Source organism: Blattabacterium cuenoti (assembly GCF_014251315.1).
Lineage (GTDB): Bacteria > Bacteroidota > Bacteroidia > Flavobacteriales > Blattabacteriaceae > Blattabacterium > Blattabacterium cuenoti_AJ.
Window position 1 is genome coordinate 322251 of the sequence record NZ_CP059185.1, and the last position, 20775, is coordinate 343025.

The 20775-nt window shown below is 27.4% G+C and carries 14 protein-coding genes, 2 tRNA genes and 1 pseudogene; 8 read left to right on the forward strand and 9 right to left on the reverse strand.

What is annotated here, in order from left to right:
* Window positions 1–3 precede the first annotated feature (3 nt).
* The 4 genes from ligA (at window position 4) to H0H74_RS01555 (ending at window position 5912) form a co-directional block, all read left to right on the forward strand.
* Complete coding sequence (ligA, locus tag H0H74_RS01540) at window positions 4–1998, forward strand: NAD-dependent DNA ligase LigA (protein WP_185848969.1); 1995 nt, start codon at window positions 4–6, stop codon at window positions 1996–1998.
* A gap of 152 nt (window positions 1999–2150) precedes the next feature.
* On the forward strand, window positions 2151–4553 hold the full coding sequence (lon, locus tag H0H74_RS01545) for an endopeptidase La (RefSeq protein ID WP_185848970.1): 2403 nt from the start codon (window positions 2151–2153) through the stop codon (window positions 4551–4553).
* Between the two features lie 6 nt (window positions 4554–4559).
* Window positions 4560–5807: a diaminopimelate decarboxylase gene (gene lysA, locus H0H74_RS01550; protein WP_185849504.1), complete on the forward strand. Its 1248-nt coding sequence runs from the start codon at window positions 4560–4562 to the stop codon at window positions 5805–5807.
* A gap of 17 nt (window positions 5808–5824) precedes the next feature.
* Window positions 5825–5912, forward strand: a tRNA-Ser gene (locus H0H74_RS01555).
* A 54-nt stretch (window positions 5913–5966) separates the two neighbouring features.
* Here the strand turns inward: H0H74_RS01555 and metG are convergent.
* Entirely contained in the window at window positions 5967–7643 is a 1677-nt protein-coding gene (metG, locus tag H0H74_RS01560; protein ID WP_185848971.1) for a methionine--tRNA ligase, read from the reverse strand.
* A 29-nt stretch (window positions 7644–7672) separates the two neighbouring features.
* Between metG and H0H74_RS01565 the strand changes: the two genes are divergently transcribed.
* Window positions 7673–8575, forward strand: coding sequence for a 5'-3' exonuclease (locus H0H74_RS01565; protein ID WP_185848972.1), 903 nt, complete (start codon window positions 7673–7675; stop codon window positions 8573–8575).
* 2 nt (window positions 8576–8577) lie between these two features.
* On the opposite strand, the pseudogene nadD reads toward H0H74_RS01565, so the two are convergent.
* Window positions 8578–9158: pseudogene (gene nadD, locus H0H74_RS01570) on the reverse strand (nicotinate (nicotinamide) nucleotide adenylyltransferase).
* Between the two features lie 69 nt (window positions 9159–9227).
* Complete coding sequence (locus H0H74_RS01575) at window positions 9228–10361, reverse strand: porin (protein ID WP_185848973.1); 1134 nt, start codon at window positions 10359–10361, stop codon at window positions 9228–9230.
* Between the two features lie 180 nt (window positions 10362–10541).
* On the opposite strand from H0H74_RS01575, the gene H0H74_RS01580 reads away from it, so the two are divergent.
* The 3 genes from H0H74_RS01580 to ribB are packed head-to-tail and all read left to right on the forward strand — an operon-like array spanning window position 10542 to window position 14214.
* A complete protein-coding gene (locus H0H74_RS01580; RefSeq protein ID WP_317167888.1) occupies window positions 10542–12341 on the forward strand; it encodes a DNA translocase FtsK 4TM domain-containing protein in 1800 nt (599 codons plus the stop codon).
* 38 nt (window positions 12342–12379) lie between these two features.
* A complete protein-coding gene (locus H0H74_RS01585) occupies window positions 12380–13549 on the forward strand; it encodes an LptF/LptG family permease (protein WP_185848974.1) in 1170 nt (389 codons plus the stop codon).
* Window positions 13550–13575: 26 nt separating this feature from the next.
* Entirely contained in the window at window positions 13576–14214 is a 639-nt protein-coding gene (ribB, locus tag H0H74_RS01590) for a 3,4-dihydroxy-2-butanone-4-phosphate synthase (protein WP_185848975.1), read from the forward strand.
* A 7-nt stretch (window positions 14215–14221) separates the two neighbouring features.
* On the opposite strand, the gene H0H74_RS01595 is transcribed toward ribB, so the two are convergent.
* The 6 genes from H0H74_RS01595 to carB all read right to left on the reverse strand — a co-directional run bounded on the left by H0H74_RS01595 (window position 14222) and on the right by carB (window position 20758).
* Window positions 14222–14295 (reverse strand) — tRNA-Asp (locus tag H0H74_RS01595).
* 14 nt (window positions 14296–14309) lie between these two features.
* Window positions 14310–14633 carry a thioredoxin gene (gene trxA, locus H0H74_RS01600; RefSeq protein WP_185848976.1) on the reverse strand — a complete coding sequence of 108 codons (324 nt, stop codon included), beginning with the start codon at window positions 14631–14633 and terminating at the stop codon, window positions 14310–14312.
* 62 nt (window positions 14634–14695) lie between these two features.
* Complete coding sequence (locus H0H74_RS01605; protein WP_185848977.1) at window positions 14696–15775, reverse strand: M20 family metallo-hydrolase; 1080 nt, start codon at window positions 15773–15775, stop codon at window positions 14696–14698.
* The gene (gene argB, locus H0H74_RS01610) at window positions 15766–16554 is read right to left on the reverse strand and encodes an acetylglutamate kinase (protein ID WP_185848978.1); all 789 of its coding nucleotides are present in this window, start codon (window positions 16552–16554) and stop codon (window positions 15766–15768) included. The genes H0H74_RS01605 and argB overlap by 10 nt, the downstream gene beginning before the upstream one ends.
* Window positions 16551–17507, reverse strand: a complete 957-nt coding sequence (locus tag H0H74_RS01615; protein WP_185848979.1) for an N-acetylornithine carbamoyltransferase — start codon at window positions 17505–17507, stop codon at window positions 16551–16553. Before H0H74_RS01615 ends, argB begins: the two co-directional genes overlap by 4 nt.
* A gap of 14 nt (window positions 17508–17521) precedes the next feature.
* On the reverse strand, window positions 17522–20758 hold the full coding sequence (gene carB, locus H0H74_RS01620; RefSeq protein WP_185848980.1) for a carbamoyl-phosphate synthase (glutamine-hydrolyzing) large subunit: 3237 nt from the start codon (window positions 20756–20758) through the stop codon (window positions 17522–17524).
* Window positions 20759–20775: the final 17 nt, after the last annotated feature.

Consider the following 20775-nt stretch of genomic DNA (forward strand, 5'->3'; position numbering starts at 1 on the left):
AATATGGATAAAAAAATAGAAAAAAAAATATATAAACTCAGAAAAGAATTGTTAAAATATAATGATCAATATTATAATTTGGACACTTCTGAAATATCAGACTTCCATTTTGATAAAAAATTAAAAGAATTATCTTTTTTAGAAACAAAATATCCTGAATTACAGGATCCCACTTCACCTACAATGAAAGTAGGAACAAAAGTTCATGAAACAGACTCTATTATTGTTTATCATAAATACAAAATGTATTCTATTCAAAACACCTATTCTAAAAAAGAATTAATGATTTGGGAAACAAAAATAAGTAAATCAGTTCATTCTTTATCTTTTGTATGCGAACCTAAATATGATGGAGTATCTATTAATTTAGTTTATAAAAACGGATTTTTAACAAATGCGATAACTCGTGGGAATGGAAAAAAAGGAGAAAATGTCACAAAAAATATAAAAACGATAAAATATATTCCTCACAAATTAAGAGGGGATAACTATCCTACGTATATTGAAATACGTGGAGAAATTTTTATTCCTATAAAAAATTTTATAGAAATAAATAAAAAACGTATTAAAAATGGACAAAATCCTTATTCCAATCCAAGAAATACAGCAAGTGGAACACTGAGGATTCATGATCATCAAGAAGTACGTAAAAGAGATTTATTTTGTGTAGCATTTCATGTTATAGGAAATAATTTACCTTTTCATACACAATATGAAGCTATAAAATATATAAAATATTGGGGGTTTAAAACTCCAGAAAAAGCACGTCTTTGTAGGAACATAAAAGAAGTATTTCATTTTATAGACTTTTGGAACATCTATCAAAATCAACTACCGTATCATACGGACGGAATAGTTATTAAAGTTAATGAATATAAAAAACAATCCCTTTTAGGGTTTACCAACAAATACCCACGTTGGGCTATAGCCTATAAATTTAGACAAAAATCGTATGAAACCAAATTATTAAATATTACGTTTCAAGTGGGACGTACAGGAATCATTACTCCTGTCGCCAATGTCGTTCCTGTTTTCATATCTGGAACTACAATAAAAAGAGTAGCACTTCATAATGATAATTTTATACAAAAAATGGGAATTCATTATGGAGATACACTTTTATTAGAAAAAGGGGGAAATATCATTCCAAAAGTCACAAAAATCAATATCAAAAAAAGATCAAATCAAACCTTTCCTGTATTTTTTTTAAAAAAATGTCCATCATGTAATAGCATTTTAACAAAAAAAAATGAATTATTTTACTGCACTAATCAAAACTGTTTTTCTCAAAGAATAGAAAAAATCATACACTTTGTAAGTGTTATGAATATAAATAAAATTGGAAGTAAAATGATAAATAAACTATACAAAAAAGGTTTTTTATATAATTTTTATGATTTATACGAATTGAAAAAAGAAAAACTTCTTCAAATAGATGGAGTCAAAGAAAAATTGGCATGTAGCATTTTGAATAATATAGAAAAATCTAAAAAGAATCCCTATTACAGAGTATTGTTTTCTTTAGGTATTCGTCATGTAGGAGAATATATTTCAAAAATACTGACAGAAAATTTATTGGATATCAATTCTTTGATGCATGCAAATTATAATCATTTAATTTCTATTTCTGGCATAGGAAAAAAAATTGCAAAAAGTATCATTACTTATTTTTCAATTACAGAACATCAACACATAGTTAAAATGCTTGTAAAATACGGATTACATATTTCAAAATGTACTATGATGAAAAAATATTCTTTTTTTGAAGGAAAATCTTTTGTATTTACAGGTAAAATATCTTGTATGACCCGTCATGAAGCTAAAAATATAGTAGAATTTTTAGGCGGAAGAGTGTATAATACTGTCAATAATAAAATTAATTTTATAGTAGTTGGAAAAAATTTTGGTTCCAAATTAAAAAAAAGTATGAAAAAAAATCATATCAAAATTTTGACAGAACATCTTTTTTTGGATATACTTCAAAAAGAAAAAAAATAAAATAAATCAATTTTTTAACGATTGTCAGTAATTAATTTAAGTCCGTATAGATGGTTTTGTTTTTCATATAGAAAACAGTATATTTAATTTCTAAGTGGTGATTGATTCTGAGATGAGTTAATCCATCATTTAAGTCAGAAATCTATTTTTTTATGTTATTAAAAAATATATTTACAGAATCTGGATTCGAGTCTGAAGCTGAGTTTATTCCCTTAATGAGTCAAGATGAAGAAGATCAATTACTTAAAGACGATATTCCTGAGCAATTATGTATCTTGACAGTAAGAAATATGGTTTTATATTCTGGAATTGTTTTTCCAATCATAGCAGGAAAAAGTGGATCCATCCAATTGTTACAAGATGCTTATGGATTAGACAAAACAGTTGGAGTATTAACTCAAAAAAATTCTGGTATAGAAAATCTTAGTGAAAAAGATTTGTATTCTATTGGAACGGTTGCTAAGATATTAAAATTATTGAAAATGCCTGATGGGAATACAACCGTTATTTTGCAGGGAAAAAGAAGATTTAAAGTCAATCGTTTTATTCAAAACGATCCATATTTTAAAGCAGAAATTATAGCATTAGAAGAAAATAAACCTTCCTGTAAGGATAAAGAATACCTTGCTTTAGTAGAATCTATAAAGGAGATAGCTATAAAAATTATTCAAGATAATCCTAATATTCCATCAGAAGCAAGCATTGCTATTCGTAATATAGAAAGTCCTTCTTTTTTAATAAATTTTGTAGCAGCCAATATGAATTTGGCTACTAGAGATAAACAAAAATTGTTAGAATACGATGATTTGAAAAAAAGAGCAATGGAAACATTGCGTTTTTTAAACGTAGAACATCAACAAATTAAATTAAAAAACGATATTCAATCCCGTGTCCGTAGTGATATGGATCAACAACAGAGAGAATACTTTTTACATCAGCAAATTAAGGCCATACAAGAAGAACTAGGAGATATTTCTTATGAAAAAGAGATAGATGAAATGCGTGCTAAAGCTTCCAGAAAAAAATGGCCAAAGGAAGCAAAAAAACAGTTTGATAGGGAATTATTAAAAATGCAAAGAACTAATCCTCAAATGCCAGAGTATACGGTACAGAGAAATTATCTGGAATTGATGATAGATCTTCCTTGGGGAAGATACTCGAAAGATAATTTTGATTTGGAATATGCACAAAAAATATTAGACAGAGATCACTATGGACTGGAAAAAGTAAAAGAACGTATTATAGAATATTTAGCTGTATTAAAATTAAGGGGAGATATGCGTTCTCCTATTTTATGTTTTTATGGTCCACCTGGAGTCGGAAAAACTTCTTTAGGAAGATCTATAGCTACTGCACTGAAAAGAAAATATGTTCGTATTTCTTTAGGAGGATTACATGATGAATCAGAAATACGTGGGCACAGAAGAACTTATATAGGAGCGATGCCTGGTCGTCTATTACAATCTATTCGAAAAGTAGGAACTTCAAATCCCGTTTTTGTTATAGATGAAATAGATAAAATGGGGTTAGGAACGAATGGGGATCCTTCTTCTGCTATGTTAGAAGTTTTAGATCCGGAACAAAATACCTCGTTTTACGATAATTTTTTAGAAATGGGTTACGATTTATCAAAAGTATTATTTATTGCGACAGCAAATTCTCTTTCCCATATTCAACCAGCTCTAATAGATAGAATGGAGGTTATAGAAATGAATGGATATACTGTAGAAGAAAAAACACAAATTGTAAAAAAACATATTTTACCTAAACAATTGAAAGATAATGGATTAAAAAAATCCGACTTAGTTCTGGGAACGAAAGAAATAGAAAAAGTCATAGAAAGCTATACAAGAGAATCTGGATTGAGAACTTTGGAAAAACATATTGCAAAATTAGCACGTTATGTCGCCAAACATATTGCTATGAACAAGAAATATGTAAAGCATTTAAGTATTGAAAAAATAGAAAGTATTCTTGGAATCCCAAATGATCCAGATCGTTATGAAGAAAATAATGCTCCAGGAGTCGTTACGGGGTTAGCTTGGACTCATTTTGGTGGAGATATTTTATATATTGAATCTAGTTTATCTAAAGGGAAAGGTCATTTAAGTATTACCGGAAATTTGGGAGAGGTGATGAAAGAATCTGCTACAATTGCTTTACAGTATATTAAAGCTCATTATAAAGAATTTAACATAGATCCTATAATGTTTGAAGAAAAAAATATACATGTTCATGTTCCTGAAGGAGCAGTTCCTAAAGATGGGCCATCTGCAGGAATAACGATGTTAACATCTCTAGTATCAAGTTTTACTAAAAGAAAGTTAAGACCTCATTTAGCTATGACAGGAGAAATTACTCTAAGAGGGAAGGTTCTTCCTGTTGGTGGAATTAAAGAAAAAATTCTAGCGGCTAAACGTGCTAATATTAAGGAAATTATCCTTTCACAGGATAATAAAAAAGATGTAGAAGAAATTAAAACCGAACACTTAAAAGGATTAACTTTTGATTATGTTAGAAATATGAATGATGTGATTCATTTATCTTTATTGTAAATTATGATGCATGAATTAGAAAATAATACCTACCCAGACCCAATTCATAATAGAGAATACTTAATTAAACTCGCAAAAAAATATGGAACTCCACTTTACGTATACGATTCTTTAAAAATAAAGAAACAATATATAAAGATGAAAAATGCTTTTAGTGGTATAAAAAATTTAATCATTAATTATGCCTGTAAAGCTAATACTAATCTAAATATATTAAAATTTTTGCAAAAATTGGGAAGTGGATTAGATACCGTGTCTATTCAGGAAGTAGAATTAGGATTAAAAGCAGGTTTTCATCCTAAAAAAATTATATTCACACCTAATTGTGTTTCTATTCAAGAAATAAAAAAGGCTGTTGATTTCGGAGTTAGAATTAATTTAGATAATCTATCCATTTTAGAACAATTTGGAGAATATTACCCAGATTATGCTATAGGAATCAGAATCAATCCGCATATTATGGCAGGAGGAAATTACAAAATTTCAGTAGGACATATTGATTCTAAATTTGGCATTTCTTACTATCAAATTCCTCACATGAAAAGAATATTAAAGAATACCGGACTTAAAATAGAAGGATTTCATATGCATACAGGATCTGATATATCAGATCCAAAATCTTTTTTAGAAGGAGCAAAAGTTTTGTTTCAAACAGCTATCGATTTTCCAAATCTTGATTATATTGATTTTGGAAGTGGCTTTAAAGTTCCATACACAAAAAATGATATAAAAACGGATCTTAGTTCTTTAGGTTACTATATTACAGAAAAATTTGAAGATTTTTGTAAAAATTATGGAAGTCAAATTACTTTGATCTTTGAACCAGGCAAATTTATAGTTAGTGAATCGGGATATTTTTTAGTTAGTGTCAATGTCATTAAACATACTACTTCTACTGTATTTGCTGGAGTCGATTCAGGGTTTAATCATTTTCTTCGTCCTATGTTTTACGATGCTTATCACTGTATTGAAAATATTTCTAATCCCAATGGTCGTTTTCGTTTTTATACAGTGGTGGGATATATTTGCGAATCGGATACCTTTGGTTTTAATAGAAAAGTTAAAGAAATCCGTGAAGGAGATATTTTATGCATTAAAAATGCGGGAGCTTACTGTTTTTCTATGTCTTCCAATTATAATTCTCGTTATAGACCTTCTGAAGTTATGATTTTTAAGGGAAAAGATTTTCTTATAAGAAAAAGAGAAACGATGCAAGATCTTCTGAGAAACATAGTAGAAATACACAACATGTAGATCTCTATATTCTATATGGAGAGATGGCAGAGTGGTTAATTGCGGCGGTCTTGAAAACCGTTGAGGGTGATACCTCCGGGGGTTCGAATCCCTCTCTCTCCGCCAAATTTTACCATAGGGAATCTATAACATACATATTAAATCATGAATCATTCTTTCTTATTGAATGTTTTCTAGCTTTTTCATCTGTTTTTCAATACTTTCTGTGGTTATTTTTTTAAATAAAAATGTAGTATTCCCTAATACATGTCCTGGACATAAAATTTCTTCTATGTTTTTTATTTTATTCCAAAAAAAAGTTTTCAAACGAAGCATATCTAACAATTTTTTTGCCGTATGTGGAAGAAAAGGTTCGGCTAATTGAGCTAACATACCAACAATTTGCAGCGATACATAAAGTATAGTATTAATACGTTTTTCTTTTTTTTTATTCCAAGGTTCTTCTTCTGTTAAATATTTATTTCCTAGTCTAGCTAAATTCATAAAACATGCTAAGGATTCTCGGAATTGATAAGATTCAATTAAATCACCTATATGTTCTGGATAATTTTTAATTTTTTTTAAAATATTTTTATCCTTTATAGATAACATTTCAGGATGAGGAATAATGCCTTTATTGTGCTTTTGTATTAAAGTTAGACTTCTATTTACAAAATTTCCTAATATAGCAACCAATTCAGTATTATTTTTTCTTTGAAAATCTTTCCAATTAAAATTATTATCTTTCTTTTCAGGCATATTAGCTATGAGAATATAACGAAGTGTATCCTGTTGATTTGGGAAATCTTTTAAATATTCATGAACCCATACCGCCCAATTTTTAGAAGTAGATATTTTTTTATTTTCTAAATGAAGAAATTCATTAGCCAATATTTGATCTGGAAGAATATATCCACTATTATATGCTTTAAGTATAACTGGAAAAATAATACAGTGAAAAACAATATTATCTTTTCCTATAAACTGAATTAATTTGGTTTTTTCATCTTTCCAATAAGGTTTCCAATCTTTTTTTGTTTGTTTAGCCCACTCTATAGTAGAAGAAATATATCCTATAGGAGCTTCAAACCATACATACAAAACTTTTCCTGTATCTTTCGGAACAGGAACTCCCCAATTCAAATCTCTTGTTATGGCACGAGGTTTTAATCCTTGATCTAACCAAGATTTTGCTTGTCCATAAACATTCACTTTCCAATCTTTTTGATGCCCAATTAAAATCCATTTCTTCAAAAATTTTTGATATTGATTTAAAGGAAAGTACCAATGTTTAGTTTTTTTCAAAACTGGAAAACTTCCACTTATAGTTGATTTCGGATATATTAAATCTTCAGGGATTAGCGAACTTCCACAAGTTTCGCATTGATCTCCATAAGCTTCTTTATTTTTGCAATAAGGGCATGTCCCAGATATATACCTATCCGCTAAAAATTGTTTAGCTTCTTCATCATAATATTGTTCAGATATTTTTTCAAAAATTTTTTTTTTTTCATAAAGTTTTTTAAAAAAAGAAGTAGAAATTTCGTGATGAATTTTTGTAGAAGTTCTGGAATAGTGATCAAACTGTATCCCAAAATTATTAAAACAATCTTTAATCATGGAATGATACTTATTTACTATTTCTTGAGGAGTTTTTTTTTCTTTTTTCGCTTGTATAGCAATAGGGACTCCATGTTCATCCGATCCACATATAAAAATAACATCTATTTTTCTTCGTCTGAGATAACGAACAAAAACATCTGCAGGCAAATAAACTCCTGCTAAATGTCCAATATGAATTGGCCCATTTGCATAAGGTAAAGCAGCAGTAACTGTATATTTATTTGATTTTTTCATGTATAATTAGTTTAATTAAAAGTATAGTTATGAATAATAATAAAAAATTATTTTTAATTGACGCATATCCTCTTATTTATCAGAGTTATTATGCTTACATACGTAATCCCCTTTTCACTTCTAAAGGACTTAATACCTCACCTATCATAAATTTCACATATTTTTTAATGAACACGTTAAATAATGAAAAACCATCCTATATGGCTACTATTTTTGATTCCGGAACTTCTTTCAGAAAGAAAGAATATGACAAATATAAAGCGCATAGAAAAAAAACCCCGGAAGCTATTTACATCGCTATTCCTTATATCATAAGAATTTTAAAAACCTTTCAAATTTCTTTTTTTTATGCTCCAAACGGATATGAGGCCGATGATTTTATCGGAACAATAGCTAAAATAGCAGAAAATAAAGGATATATTATTTATATAATCACTTTAGATAAAGATTTTTTTCAACTGATAACAGAAAATATTAAAGTTTATATTCCACCTTTTAAAGGAAATGCAAAAAAAATCTTGGGGATAGAAGAAATAAAAAAAAAATTTGGGGTGAATCACCCAAAACAAATTATAGATTTATGGAGTATGATGGGAGATCCTTCTGATAATATACCAGGATTACCAGGAGTTGGAATCAAAAATGCCATGAAATTTATTAAAAAATATGGAAGTATTGAAAAATTATTAAATTCAACTCATGATCTTAACGGAAGAATTCAAAAAAATATTGAAAAAAATAAAGATTTAGGTCTTTTATCAAAGAAATTAATTACTATTGTTACTAATATCCCCTTTTTTTCTTTTCATGAAGAAAAATTTTATGTAAAAAAACCAAGTTGGCATTCCATCAAAAAAATATTCGGAGAACTTGAATTTATAAAATTGTTAAAAAAAGCTCATAAATATTATAAATATAAAACGAAAGAATAATTTTACTTTTTTATATAAAATTTATATTTTTTCATATAATTCCAAACTTTTGCATGAAGCATGGGTTTCATATTTTTTCCTTCTTGAATAGATTTTCTAATAAAAGAAGAAGATATTTCAATAATTGGAGCTTTCAAAAAAATTATGTTATTCTTTTTATGTTTCAAAACAGGGTAGGAAAAAGAGACAATTCTGGGATAAACCAAAATATCATATTTATTCAAAATAATTTTATAATTTTTCCATTTTTTTAAAGAAAGAAAAGAATCTTTTCCCAAAAGAATATAAAATTGATTTTTAGGATATTTTTTTTCTATATTGTAAAGTGTATGAATTGTATAAGAAGGAAAATATCCATATTCAATATCCAAAACACTCATTTTTTTATAATCATAAATAGCTATTCGAACCATTTTGATTCTATGTTCATAATCTAAAATATTCTTTTTTTTTTTAATGGATTTTGGGGAGAAACCACAAACCAAACATAATCTATATCTAAAAATTCTGTTATATGATTAGCAATAATTGTATGTCCTAAATGAATAGGATTAAATGATCCAAAATAAAGTCCGATTTTCATACTGATCAATAAAATAAAAATACCGAGCCTACATCATATCGTATCTCGATATTTTTTATTATTATTTTTTTAAATCATTTTAACACGATAACTAAATCCTAAAATGATAAAATGATTATTCTTATTTTCTTTTTTCATTTGATCTAAATTATAATTTATTCTTTGGTTTTGATACGCAAGATGAAAACTAAGATCATCACTTTTTCTGATAGGAAGAAATTCTATACCTCCATAATAAGTATATGCTTGTTTAAACAATTTATTTTCTCCTAAAATATTATTTATTCCTTTTTTAGAAGTCCCTATTTCATATACTCCTTTAGCAATTAAATTCCATTTGGGAATAAAGTTGTATTTTAATTTTACTAAATAAGTTCCATATTTTACAGAAGAAACAGAATGATAATCATCATTCAATGATCGTAAAATCTTTGTTACACTCCTATTTTTTTCTATATCCTCATCGCTCAATATATAGTCTGCTTCTATAGAAAAAGGTTTCAAATTGAATTTGCTACCTAAAGCTAGGAATTTCCAAAATTTTTTCTTCTCATTTTCTTGAAAAATAGAATAAGACCATCTATTTTGTATGATTTTATTATTGTTATTTAACAAACTCCAATTCCAATTCACAGAATATCCCATAGGATGATTCACTTCTTGAACGACATTTTCTTCCCTGTTTTTTATGCCATTTACAACTTGAAATTGTAACTCATGATCTTTTATGGGAAGATAAATAAAACTAAATCCAACAGAATTAACCTGACTTTTGTATACATTAGGATAACGATATGCGTTTTCATAGAAACTATTAGCATATTCCATACTACCAAAAGAAAAAGGTTGTTTTCCTAACAATAAATAAAGTTTATCATTCCACTTATATTTTAAATAAGCTAAATCAATCGTTTCAGACGTATCAGAATTTTCTATTTTTTTAAACTGTTTTGCAAAACGATAACTAATTTTGTCATTTACCTTTCCTATTACTTCCAAATTTAAATAGTCTTCAGAAAAACGAGAACCTTCAGAAAATTCTTTTTTTATTGTAGAATTAAGACTACTAGAAAAATCTATAAATATGTTACAATTAGGATTTTCATCTGTTGTTTTTTTTTGCTTTATGATTTCTGAAAAGCTATAAAAAGGATAAAAAAATCCTAAAAAAAGAATAATGAAAATAATTTTTGTTTTTTTCATTTTTTTAATTTTATTATATCAATCATATTATAATATAATAAATTTTCCAGTATAAAAAACTTTTTTCAATCAAAAACAAATAGTTAAAAAAAGATTAAATTTTTTTTTCATTATTATATTTATTTTGATAATAAAATAAAAAAAAAAGAAAAAAGAAATGAAAAGAAAACTTTTAAAACCATTTTTGGATTTTTATTATTAGGAAATAGTCTTTTTTTATTCCTAAGTTTTTTTTCTTTTCTTTTTCATTGGAAAAATGATCAAAGCCAACTCGAAAAACTTTTCGATAAAGAGATCATGGCAGAAAATTTACTTGGAAAAATGGGAGCGATTGTCTCTCACTATTTTATTCATTGTGGAATAGGAATCAGTGTTTTTTTTATCCCTATACTTTTATTTTTCACAGGATTAAAAATTCTTTTTCTTAAAAAAAAATTATTCAATAATTTTTACAAATCCACAATATATCAATTGCTATTCTTTAGCATATGGCTCCCCATATTTTTTTATGTTATTATTCCTGATCAAGGAATCTTAAGTGGAACTTTTGGATTTGAAATAGGAAACTACTTGATTCATTTATTTGGAAAAGTAGGATTATATATGCTTCTTTTTACGAGTATCATTTTTAACTTGATTATCATTTTTCGGATCAGTACTCCAACCATAAAAAATGACATGAAAAAAAAAAACCAAAATATTAACAAAAAAATAGATACAAAATTACAATTAAATACAAAAATTTTCTATAAACCAGAGAGGGCTTCTTCTTTCAGAGATAAAAACATTCTTCATTCTATTCTTTCTAGAAAAAAGGAAGATTTATCACCCATTGATCTGGAAATAGATTTAGAATCTAATAAAAAAAAAATTGTTCAAATTCTGAACTATTATAATATAGAAATATGTGAAATAAAAGCGAGTATAGGACCTACTGTCATTTTATATGAACTTTTTCCTAAAATGGGAACACGCATTTCCAAAATCAAAAACTTAAAAAATGAGATAGCCTTAAATTTATCCGCTATATCCATAAGAATTATAGCTCCCATACCTGGAAAAGGATCCATTGGAATAGAAATTCCAAATCATCATCGTTATCCTGTTTATATGAAAGATATTTTGTTTTCAGAAGAAAGTAATAAAAAAAGTCATAAAATGGAACTTCCTATTTCTTTAGGTAAAACAGTATTTAATGAGATTTTTATTATAGATTTAGCAAAAATGCCTCATTTACTTATAGCAGGATCAACAGGACAAGGAAAGTCCGTAGGATTAAATGTTATGATTGTTTTTCTACTATATAAAAAAAATCCAAAAGATATCAAGTTTATTTTGATTGATCCAAAAAAAGTAGAATTATCAATATACAAAAAGATTTCAAAATCTTATTTTGCCACACTTCCAAATTCTATAGATCCTATCATTACAGACTTACATAAAGTAAAAAATATATTAAATTCTTTATGTAAAGAAATGGATCAAAGATATGCTATTTTAGAAAAATATAAAGTTAGAAATATTCAAGAATATAATAATATAAAATACAATAATAAATATCATTTACCTTATATCATATTAATTATTGATGAATTTGCCGATTTAAATATTAATAATAGAAAAAAACAAATAGAAACATACATTACCCGATTAGCACAGCTAGCTCGCGCTGTAGGCATTCATTTGATTATAGCAACACAACGTCCATCAGTAGATGTAATTACTGGATTAATAAAATCTAATTTTACTGCAAGAATTGCATTTAGAGTGAGTTCTAAAATAGATTCTAGAACTATATTAGATTGTACAGGTGCTGAACAATTAATAGGAAAAGGGGATCTTTTATTTTATAATAAAAATGAATTGATACGATTACAATGTCCATTTATGGAATTATCAGATATTAAAAAAATCATTGATTTTTATGGAAATAATAATAAAAAAAATGAGTACTTTTTTTTGCCAGAACCAGATAAATAGAACTTATAAATAAATGAATGTTTTAATTCAAATTAATCATGATCATAAAAAAACTTGATTTATACATGATTCGTCTATTTATGACTCCTTTTTTAATTATTTATTCTACAATATTTATCATTTTTATGATCCAATTTTTTTGGAGTCAGATAGATGAATTAACAGGTAAAAACATTAGTATTTTCATAATATTAAAATTTATATTTTACTTTGGAATATCTATTATTCCATTAGTAACTCCCATTGCTCTATTATTGACTTCTATTATGATATTTGGTGATTTTTCAGAAAATCAAGAATTGATCGCTATAAAATCTTCTGGAATATCTCTATTTCGTGTTATGATCCCTCTTTTAGGGATAACCTTTGTTTTATCTATTGTATTGTATTTATTTTCAGATTTTGCCATTCCAAAAGCAAAAATGAAAGCTAAAAAATTAGGATATAAAATATCATTAACTCATCCATCTTTAAAATTAAAGGAAGGAATTTTTGTAAATCTATTCCCAAATTTTTTTATAAGAATAGATAGAAAATCAATAAACAGCAATTACTTACATAATATATTTATTTTTTTTTATGGTAAAAATTCACTTGTCAATACTATTATTTCTCAAAAAGGAATTTTAATTCCTAATAAAGAAGACGAATCAATTCAATTGAAATTAATGAATGGAGTTTTATATAGTGAAAATTTTAATGCCTCCCAAAAAAAACAATACTCTTATCAAATTGTAGAATTTGATACTTTAATTCAAAATTTTAAAATTCCTTCAGAATCAAAAATAAAAAACTTAGATGATTATGATTTTTATCAAACCCTAAATACAAAAAATCTTATCAAAAAAATAAATTTTTTCAAGATAAAAAATCAAAAAAAAATTAACACCTACGAAAATAAAATATACTTAGCCAAGTTGCAATTAGAATTACAAAAAAAATTCACATTTCCAGTGACATGCATTATAATGTTTCTTATTGGAGCTCCATTAGGTGCTATTATTAGAAAGGGAGGAGTAGGTTATCCAACTATGATAGCACTGATTATATTCATCATTTATTATACTTTATTAACTCTTACTCAAAATAAAGTAGAAAAAGCTGAAATATGTCCATGGATAGGAGCCTGGATTCCAAATTTTATTTTTTTTCCAGTAAGTATATGGATGACTTATAAAACTGTAATGGATGATTTTTATATTATATAATTTAATAAAATAAAATAGATATAGATATGGTTTTTGATTGGAATCAAAATTTTAATGGTATTGAAGAGGCCATACAAGATATACAAAATGGAAAAATTATTATTGTAGTTGATGATAAAAATCGTGAAAATGAAGGAGATTTTATAGTAGCTGCTGAAAAAATAACTCCTAAAATTGTAAATTTTCTCATTACTCATGGGAAAGGATTAGTCTGTGTTTCCTTAACAAAGGAAAAATGTGATCAATTAGAACTTCAAATGATGGTAAAAAATAATACAGATCCTAGAAAAACGGCTTTTACAGTATCCGTAGATTTACGAGGATATGGCGTTAGCACTGGTATTTCTGCTTCAGATAGAGCGAAAACTATTCTTGCCTTAGTTAAGAAAGTAAAACCAGAAGCATTCAATAAACCAGGACATATCTTTCCTCTTTGCGCAAAAGAAGGAGGTGTATTAGCTAGACCTGGACATACAGAAGCTGCTATTGATATCACTACAATGGCCGGATGCATTCCTGGAGGAGTTTTGGTAGAAATCCTAAATAAAAATGGATCAATGGCACGTCTACCGCAATTGATTCAGATAGCTAAAAAATTTCATATGAAAATTATATCCGTAGAAGATCTTATTAAATATAAGATGAAATATAATAAAAATAAATAAATCATAGCGGTCTGGACGGGATTTGAACCCGCGACCCCATGCGTGACAGGCATGTATTCTAACCAACTGAACTACCAGACCAGACCATAAATAAATTATGTAATAATTAAAGCGTCTAATTTTCTTATTATATCTTCTTTGGAAAGAATTCCAATATGAATATCTTTTTTTTCTCCATTTTTAAAAAAAACCATAGTAGGAATACTACGGATCCCATATTTAGAAGAAGTTTTCGGATTATTGTCTACATTCAGTTTAAAAACAGATACTTTTGTCTGATATTCAGAAAATATTTCTTCTAATAAAACAGACAAAGCTCTACATGGAGCACACCATGGAGCCCAAAAATCTACCAAAATAGGTTTATTCGATTCAGAAATCAATTTTTCAAAATTATCATCGTTTATTTCTTGTAACATACTTTTTCCATTTAAATAAAATAAAAAACATAACAAATTTACCTTTTTTTTTCGTTTTCATTTCAAAAATGAAAATCTTTCAATAAACAGATATAAATATCGATTCCCTCCATGATTTCTGAAATCAAAACAAATTCATTCGGTGTATGAGAACGTACACTATCTCCTACTCCCATTTTAATAGTAGAAAAAGGCATTATACTTTGATCTGAAAGAGTAGGAGATCCATAAGTCTTTCTTCCTATCAATTTAGCCTTTAAAACAATAGGATGCATAGGATTTATGAAAGATGAATTTAAATGTGAAGAACGCGGTATCATTTTAGAAAAAATTTTTTTTTTCATCATATAAATCAATTCCTCATTTTTATATAACTCATTGGTTCTGATATCTATGACAAAAGAACAAATATCAGGTATTACATTATGTTGTATTCCTCCTTGTATTTGAGTTACATTTAAAGTAGTAAAACCGAGTAATTTCGATTTTCTCTCGAAAGAAAAACTTCTTAAATATTCTATATCTTTTGTAGCTATATAAATAGCATTGATTCCTGTATTTCTAGCAGAATGTCCTGTCTTCCCTTCAGCTATACAATCTAATACTATTAATCCTTTTTCAGCAATAGCTACTTGCATTTGTGTTGGTTCTCCCACAATTCCTAAATCTATATATCCCAATTCAGGTAAAATGGATCTTACCCCTAAATCCCCAGATATTTCTTCTTCTGCAGTGATGGAAAGGACTAATCTATAAGACAATTTCGATAAACTACTTAAATATATAAAAGTAGATATCAATGATACTAGAGAAGCTCCAGCATCATTACTGCCTAATCCGATTAATTTATCTTTTTTTTTGATAGCAGTAAAAGGATCTGTAATCCAATTTTTTCCGGGTTTTACTGTATCATGATGAGAATTCAATAATATGGTTTGTATATCTTTTTTTTTAGAATAATTGTTATTTTCAGTCCATATATTATTAAATTTTCTTTTTACATGAAATCCATACTGATGAAGATAATCCTCTATCAGGAGAGAAACCTTATTTTCTTGTCTAGATATAGAAGGCGTGTTGATGATCTGAATTAGAAGTTGTATCGCTTCTTCCTTTAAAACCTGCAAATTAACTACAGACATAGCATAGTTTGATTATTATTATTAACATCATTTAAACAATTAGGGAGGCCTATACTAACCTTAGTAACTCCATTTTTTAATGCAAAAAAAGCATTTTCCAATTTAGGAATCATACCATTTGTTATGGTATGATTTTGTTTCATCTTTTGAAATAAATGAAAATTTATTTTTCGAAAATAAGATTCCGAATCCTGCACATTTCGTAAAACCCCTTTTTTTTCAAAACAAAAATGTAACTCTACTTTACAATCTTTTTCCCGAGCTAAGGACATAGCTATATAAGCAGCTATTGTATCCGCATTTGTATTTAGCAGATTTCCTATTCCATTATGTGTGATGGAACAGAATACAGGAATGATATTATTTTTTAATAAAAATTTAATTAAATGTGTATTAACGCTTTTTCCATTAATATCTCCTACATATCCATAATCAATATTTGTCACTTTACGTAAATATGATTTAATACAATTTCCGTCTGCTCCACACAATCCTAAAGCATTACAATGATAAGATTGTAATATAGCCACAATATTTTTATTGATTATTCCTGCATAAGTCATAATAACTATATCCAGAGTTTCTTTATCTGTTATTCTTCTCCCTTGTATCATTTTTGGGGAAATACCCATTTTATTTGAAATAAAATCTGCTTTTCTGCCTCCTCCATGAATCAATACTTTATATTCTTGTAGTTTACAAAAAGCTTCCAAGGAATCATGAAGAGACTTCCGATCATTAATTAAATGACCTCCAATTTTTACTATATGAATTTTCATGATAAAGATTGTAACATTCTTAAAAAAATTATTTGCGAAGCGTAAATCCTATTTTTTGCTTGTTCCAATACAATGGAATTTTTACTGTCTAAAACCGAATCTTCCACTACAACATTTCTCCTTACAGGCAAGCAGTGCATAAATTTTGCTTTATTAGTTAGCTTCATTTTATTTTCAGTAATCATCCAATCGGAACTCTGACAAAGTATTTTTCCATAATCTAAATAACTGCTCCAATTTTTAGCATAAATAAAATCTGCATTTATAAATGCTTCATTTTGATTTTGTGTAGTATAAGCTCTATTAGAAAATTTTTTATGTAAATTGTATCCTTCTGGACACGTAATCGTAAAATCTATCTGTTCTATTTTTGATATCCATTGAGCAAAAGAATTCGCAACGGAATGAGGTAATGATTTTACATGAGGAGCCCAACTTAATACTACTTTACATCTCTTTCTAAAAAAAGATGTAAATTCCGCAATAGTCATAACATCAGCTAAAGATTGTAAAGGATGTAAAGTCGCACTTTCCATATTCACTACTGGAACTTTGGAATAATTCAATATTTTATTAAAAATAATTTCTTGATAATCATAATCTTTATCAAAAAGATTCGGAAAAGTTCTTACTGCAAGTATATCACAATACATACTCATTACAGAAATAGCCTCTTTAAGATGTTCTTGTGTTAGATTCATGATGTTTCCATCATTTATTTCAATTTTCCAAGAATCCCTATGAATATCTAACACCCAAGTATTACATCCTAAGTTAAAAGCTGCTTTTTGACAACTAATTCTTGTTCGTAAACTAGGATTAAAAAAAACCAATCCAATTGTTTTATTCTTTCCAAGATATTGAAAATCATACGGATTCTTCTTCAATAAAATAGCATCTTTAATAAGATCATGTAGATTGATCACATCTTCTACGCTAAAAAATTTTTTCATAAACTTATTTATATTCAATATTCATCCCAAGCTTTTATAAATAATTCATCTATAGACAAATTACAAAATGCTTGTATAAAAGCTTTTGCTAAACGCGCATTAGTGAGTAAAGGAACATTAAAATCTACGGCATAACGTCTAATTGCATAATCATTATTCAATTCTGATTTACTAAGATTTTTTGGAATATTAATAATAAGATCCAATTTTCTATTTTTTATTAACTCAAGAACATTTGAATATTTCTTTACATTAGGCCAATAAACTTTTATTGAAGGAACCCCATGATGGGATAAAAAACTATTGGTTCCTTCTGTAGCAAATAATATATATCCTTTTTTATACAAAAGTTTTACAACCTCTAAAAGATCTAATTTAGATTCGATAGGCCCTCCAGAGATCAATATATTTTTTTTGGGAACGGTATAACCTACAGAAAGCATAGATTTCAAAAGTGCTTCATCAAAAGTATTTCCTATACATCCCACTTCTCCTGTGGAAGCCATATCTACACCTAAAATAGGATCTGCATCTTGCAATCGAGAAAAAGAAAATTGAGAAGCTTTTACCCCTAAAAAATTTGTAATAAAAAAATCAGGTTTTATTTTATTTTTCTTCTTTTCAAGAAGAACTTGAGTAGCTAATTCAATCATATTAAAATGAGAGACTTTTGATACAAAAGGAAAACTTCTGGAAGCTCTCAAATTGCATTCAATTACTTTTATTTCATTATCTTTGGATAAAAATTGAATATTGAAAGGACCGGATATATTAAAATATTTGGATATTTTTTCAGATATACGAATGATTTCTTTTAATGTAGATAAATATAAATTATGTGGAGGATATACTAATGTCGCATCTCCTGAATGTACTCCTGCAAATTCTACATGTTCTGATATAGCATAATACAAAATTTCTCCATTTTGAGAAACAGCATCTAATTCAATTTCTTTGGCATTTCTAATAAATTCTGTAATAATTAATGGGTATTCAGAAGATATAGATACTTTTTCACGAAGATAATATTGCAGTTCTTCTTGATTAGAAATGACATTCATATCCGCTCCAGAAAGAACATAAGAAGGTCTAACCAATATAGGAAAATCTACTTCTTTTATAAATTGATAAATAGCATCAAAATCGGATAATTCTTTCCATCTAGGTTGTCTGATTTTTAAATGATCCATTGCATTAGAAAATTTATATCTATTCTCCACTTTATCTATGGAAACGGGAGAGGTTCCTAAAATTTTTACCTTTTTTTCATAAAGTTTTAAAACTAAATTATTAGGAATTTGTCCTCCCATGGATACAATTGTTCCTTTAGGTTTTTCTAATTCAACAATATCTAATACACGCTCTAAAGTCAGTTCTTCAAAATACAATCTGTCACATACATCGAAATCAGTGCTAACAGTTTCTGGATTATAATTTATCATTATGGATCTATAAGATTCTTTATGAATTGTATTCAATGCATTTACACAACACCAATCGAATTCCACACTGCTTCCAATTCTATAAACACCAGAACCTAAGGTTATGACAGATTTTTCATCTCCTTCATAAAGAATATCATGTTGAATAGCATGATATGTTAAATACAAATAATTTGTATGTGCTGGATACTCAGAGGCTAAAGTATCAATTTGTCTCACATGTGGAACTATATTTTTTACTTTTCTATGTTTTCTGATTTCTTGTTCTAAATCATAAATATTGTGATTTTTATTTTTTTTAAAAAAAATACTAGCTATTTGTATATCAGAAAAACCTTCTTTTTTAGCTTTTCTTAACAATTCTTCCGGGATATCTATAAAATTATCAAAACGATCTATATTTTTTTTTGTTTGAAAAATATTATCCAGTTGATATAAAAACCATGGATCAATTTTTGTCAAATCATGTATTTCTTTTATGGAAATCCCTTCTTCTAAAGCTTCTTCTAAAAAGAAAATTCTTTGATCTGTAGGTTTTTTTAGATATTCTTTCAGCAATCGAACAGACTTCAATTTCTTATTATTATTTTTTTTAATAATATTAATAAATCCTTGCATCCCTATATCTAACATACGAATTCCTTTTTGTAAGGCTTCTTCGAAAGAACCTCCAATAGCCATAACTTCTCCTACACTTTTCATACTACTTCCAATTCTATTAGAAACACCATAAAACTTATTAAGATCCCATCTAGGAATTTTACATACTACATAATCCAATGCAGGTTCAAAAAAAGCAGAAGTATTTTTAGTGACAGAATTTTTTAATTCATGCAATCCGTATCCTAAAGATAATTTTGCGGCAACGAAAGCTAAAGGATAACCTGTTGCTTTAGAAGCAAGAGCACTAGAACGAGAAAGACGTGCATTCACTTCAATTACACGATAATCTTCAGAACTAGAATCTAAGGCAAATTGTACGTTACATTCTCCTATTATATGAAAATCTCTAGCTATATGTATCGCTAATTTTCTTAAATTATAATATTCAGAATTGGTTAAAGTTTGTGACGGTGCAACAACAATGCTTTCTCCCGTATGAATTCCTATGGGATCAAAATTTTCCATATTGCATACAGCAATACAATTATCATATCGATCTCTAACTATTTCATATTCAATTTCTTTCCATCCTTCTAAATATTCTTCTACAATAATTTGAGAAGAGTGAGAAAAAGCCTTACTTACTATCTTCTTTAAATCATTAACATTTTTAGCAAAACCACTTCCTAAACCTCCAAGGGTATAAGCAGATCTAATGATAATAGGAAATCCTATTTCTAAAGAATAGGAAATGGCATCATCCATGGAATGAACTACAAAACTTTTTGCCGTTTTTATGTTAATATGAGTTAATCTATTTCTAAATAAGTTTCTATCTTCACTGTGAATAATAGACTCAATAGAAGTCCCTAAAACTTTAATTTTATATTTTTCTATAATACCTTCTCGAAAAAGCTGTATACCACAATTCAATGCAGTTTGTCCACCAAAAGACAATAAAATTCCTTGTGGTTTTTCCTTATCTATAACACGTTTAATAAAAAATAAAGTTAAAGGAAGAAAATAAACTTTATCAGCAATTTCTTTCGAAGTCTGAACAGTGGCAATATTTGGATTAATCAATATAGTATAAATTCCCTCCTCTTTAAGGGCTTTTAATGCTTGTGTTCCAGAATAATCAAATTCTCCAGCTTCTCCTATTTTTAATGCACCTGATCCCAGGATGAGTATTCTATCTATTTTCATACTAATTTTGAAAGATT

Bases quoted from the DNA above. Each gene is read 5' to 3' on its own strand.
- ligA (WP_185848969.1), top strand. From the start codon at position 4: ATGGATAAAAAAATAGAAAAAAAAATATATAAACTCAGAAAAGAATTG.
- lon (WP_185848970.1), top strand. From the start codon at position 2,151: ATGTTATTAAAAAATATATTTACAGAATCTGGATTCGAGTCTGAAGCT.
- lysA (WP_185849504.1), top strand. From the start codon at position 4,560: ATGCATGAATTAGAAAATAATACCTACCCAGACCCAATTCATAATAGA.
- metG (WP_185848971.1), bottom strand. From the start codon at position 7,643: ATGAAAAAATCAAATAAATATACAGTTACTGCTGCTTTACCTTATGCA.
- H0H74_RS01565 (WP_185848972.1), top strand. From the start codon at position 7,673: ATGAATAATAATAAAAAATTATTTTTAATTGACGCATATCCTCTTATT.
- H0H74_RS01575 (WP_185848973.1), bottom strand. From the start codon at position 10,361: ATGAAAAAAACAAAAATTATTTTCATTATTCTTTTTTTAGGATTTTTT.
- H0H74_RS01585 (WP_185848974.1), top strand. From the start codon at position 12,380: ATGATCATAAAAAAACTTGATTTATACATGATTCGTCTATTTATGACT.
- ribB (WP_185848975.1), top strand. From the start codon at position 13,576: ATGGTTTTTGATTGGAATCAAAATTTTAATGGTATTGAAGAGGCCATA.
- trxA (WP_185848976.1), bottom strand. From the start codon at position 14,633: ATGTTACAAGAAATAAACGATGATAATTTTGAAAAATTGATTTCTGAA.
- H0H74_RS01605 (WP_185848977.1), bottom strand. From the start codon at position 15,775: ATGTCTGTAGTTAATTTGCAGGTTTTAAAGGAAGAAGCGATACAACTT.
- argB (WP_185848978.1), bottom strand. From the start codon at position 16,554: ATGAAAATTCATATAGTAAAAATTGGAGGTCATTTAATTAATGATCGG.
- H0H74_RS01615 (WP_185848979.1), bottom strand. From the start codon at position 17,507: ATGAAAAAATTTTTTAGCGTAGAAGATGTGATCAATCTACATGATCTT.
- carB (WP_185848980.1), bottom strand. From the start codon at position 20,758: ATGAAAATAGATAGAATACTCATCCTGGGATCAGGTGCATTAAAAATA.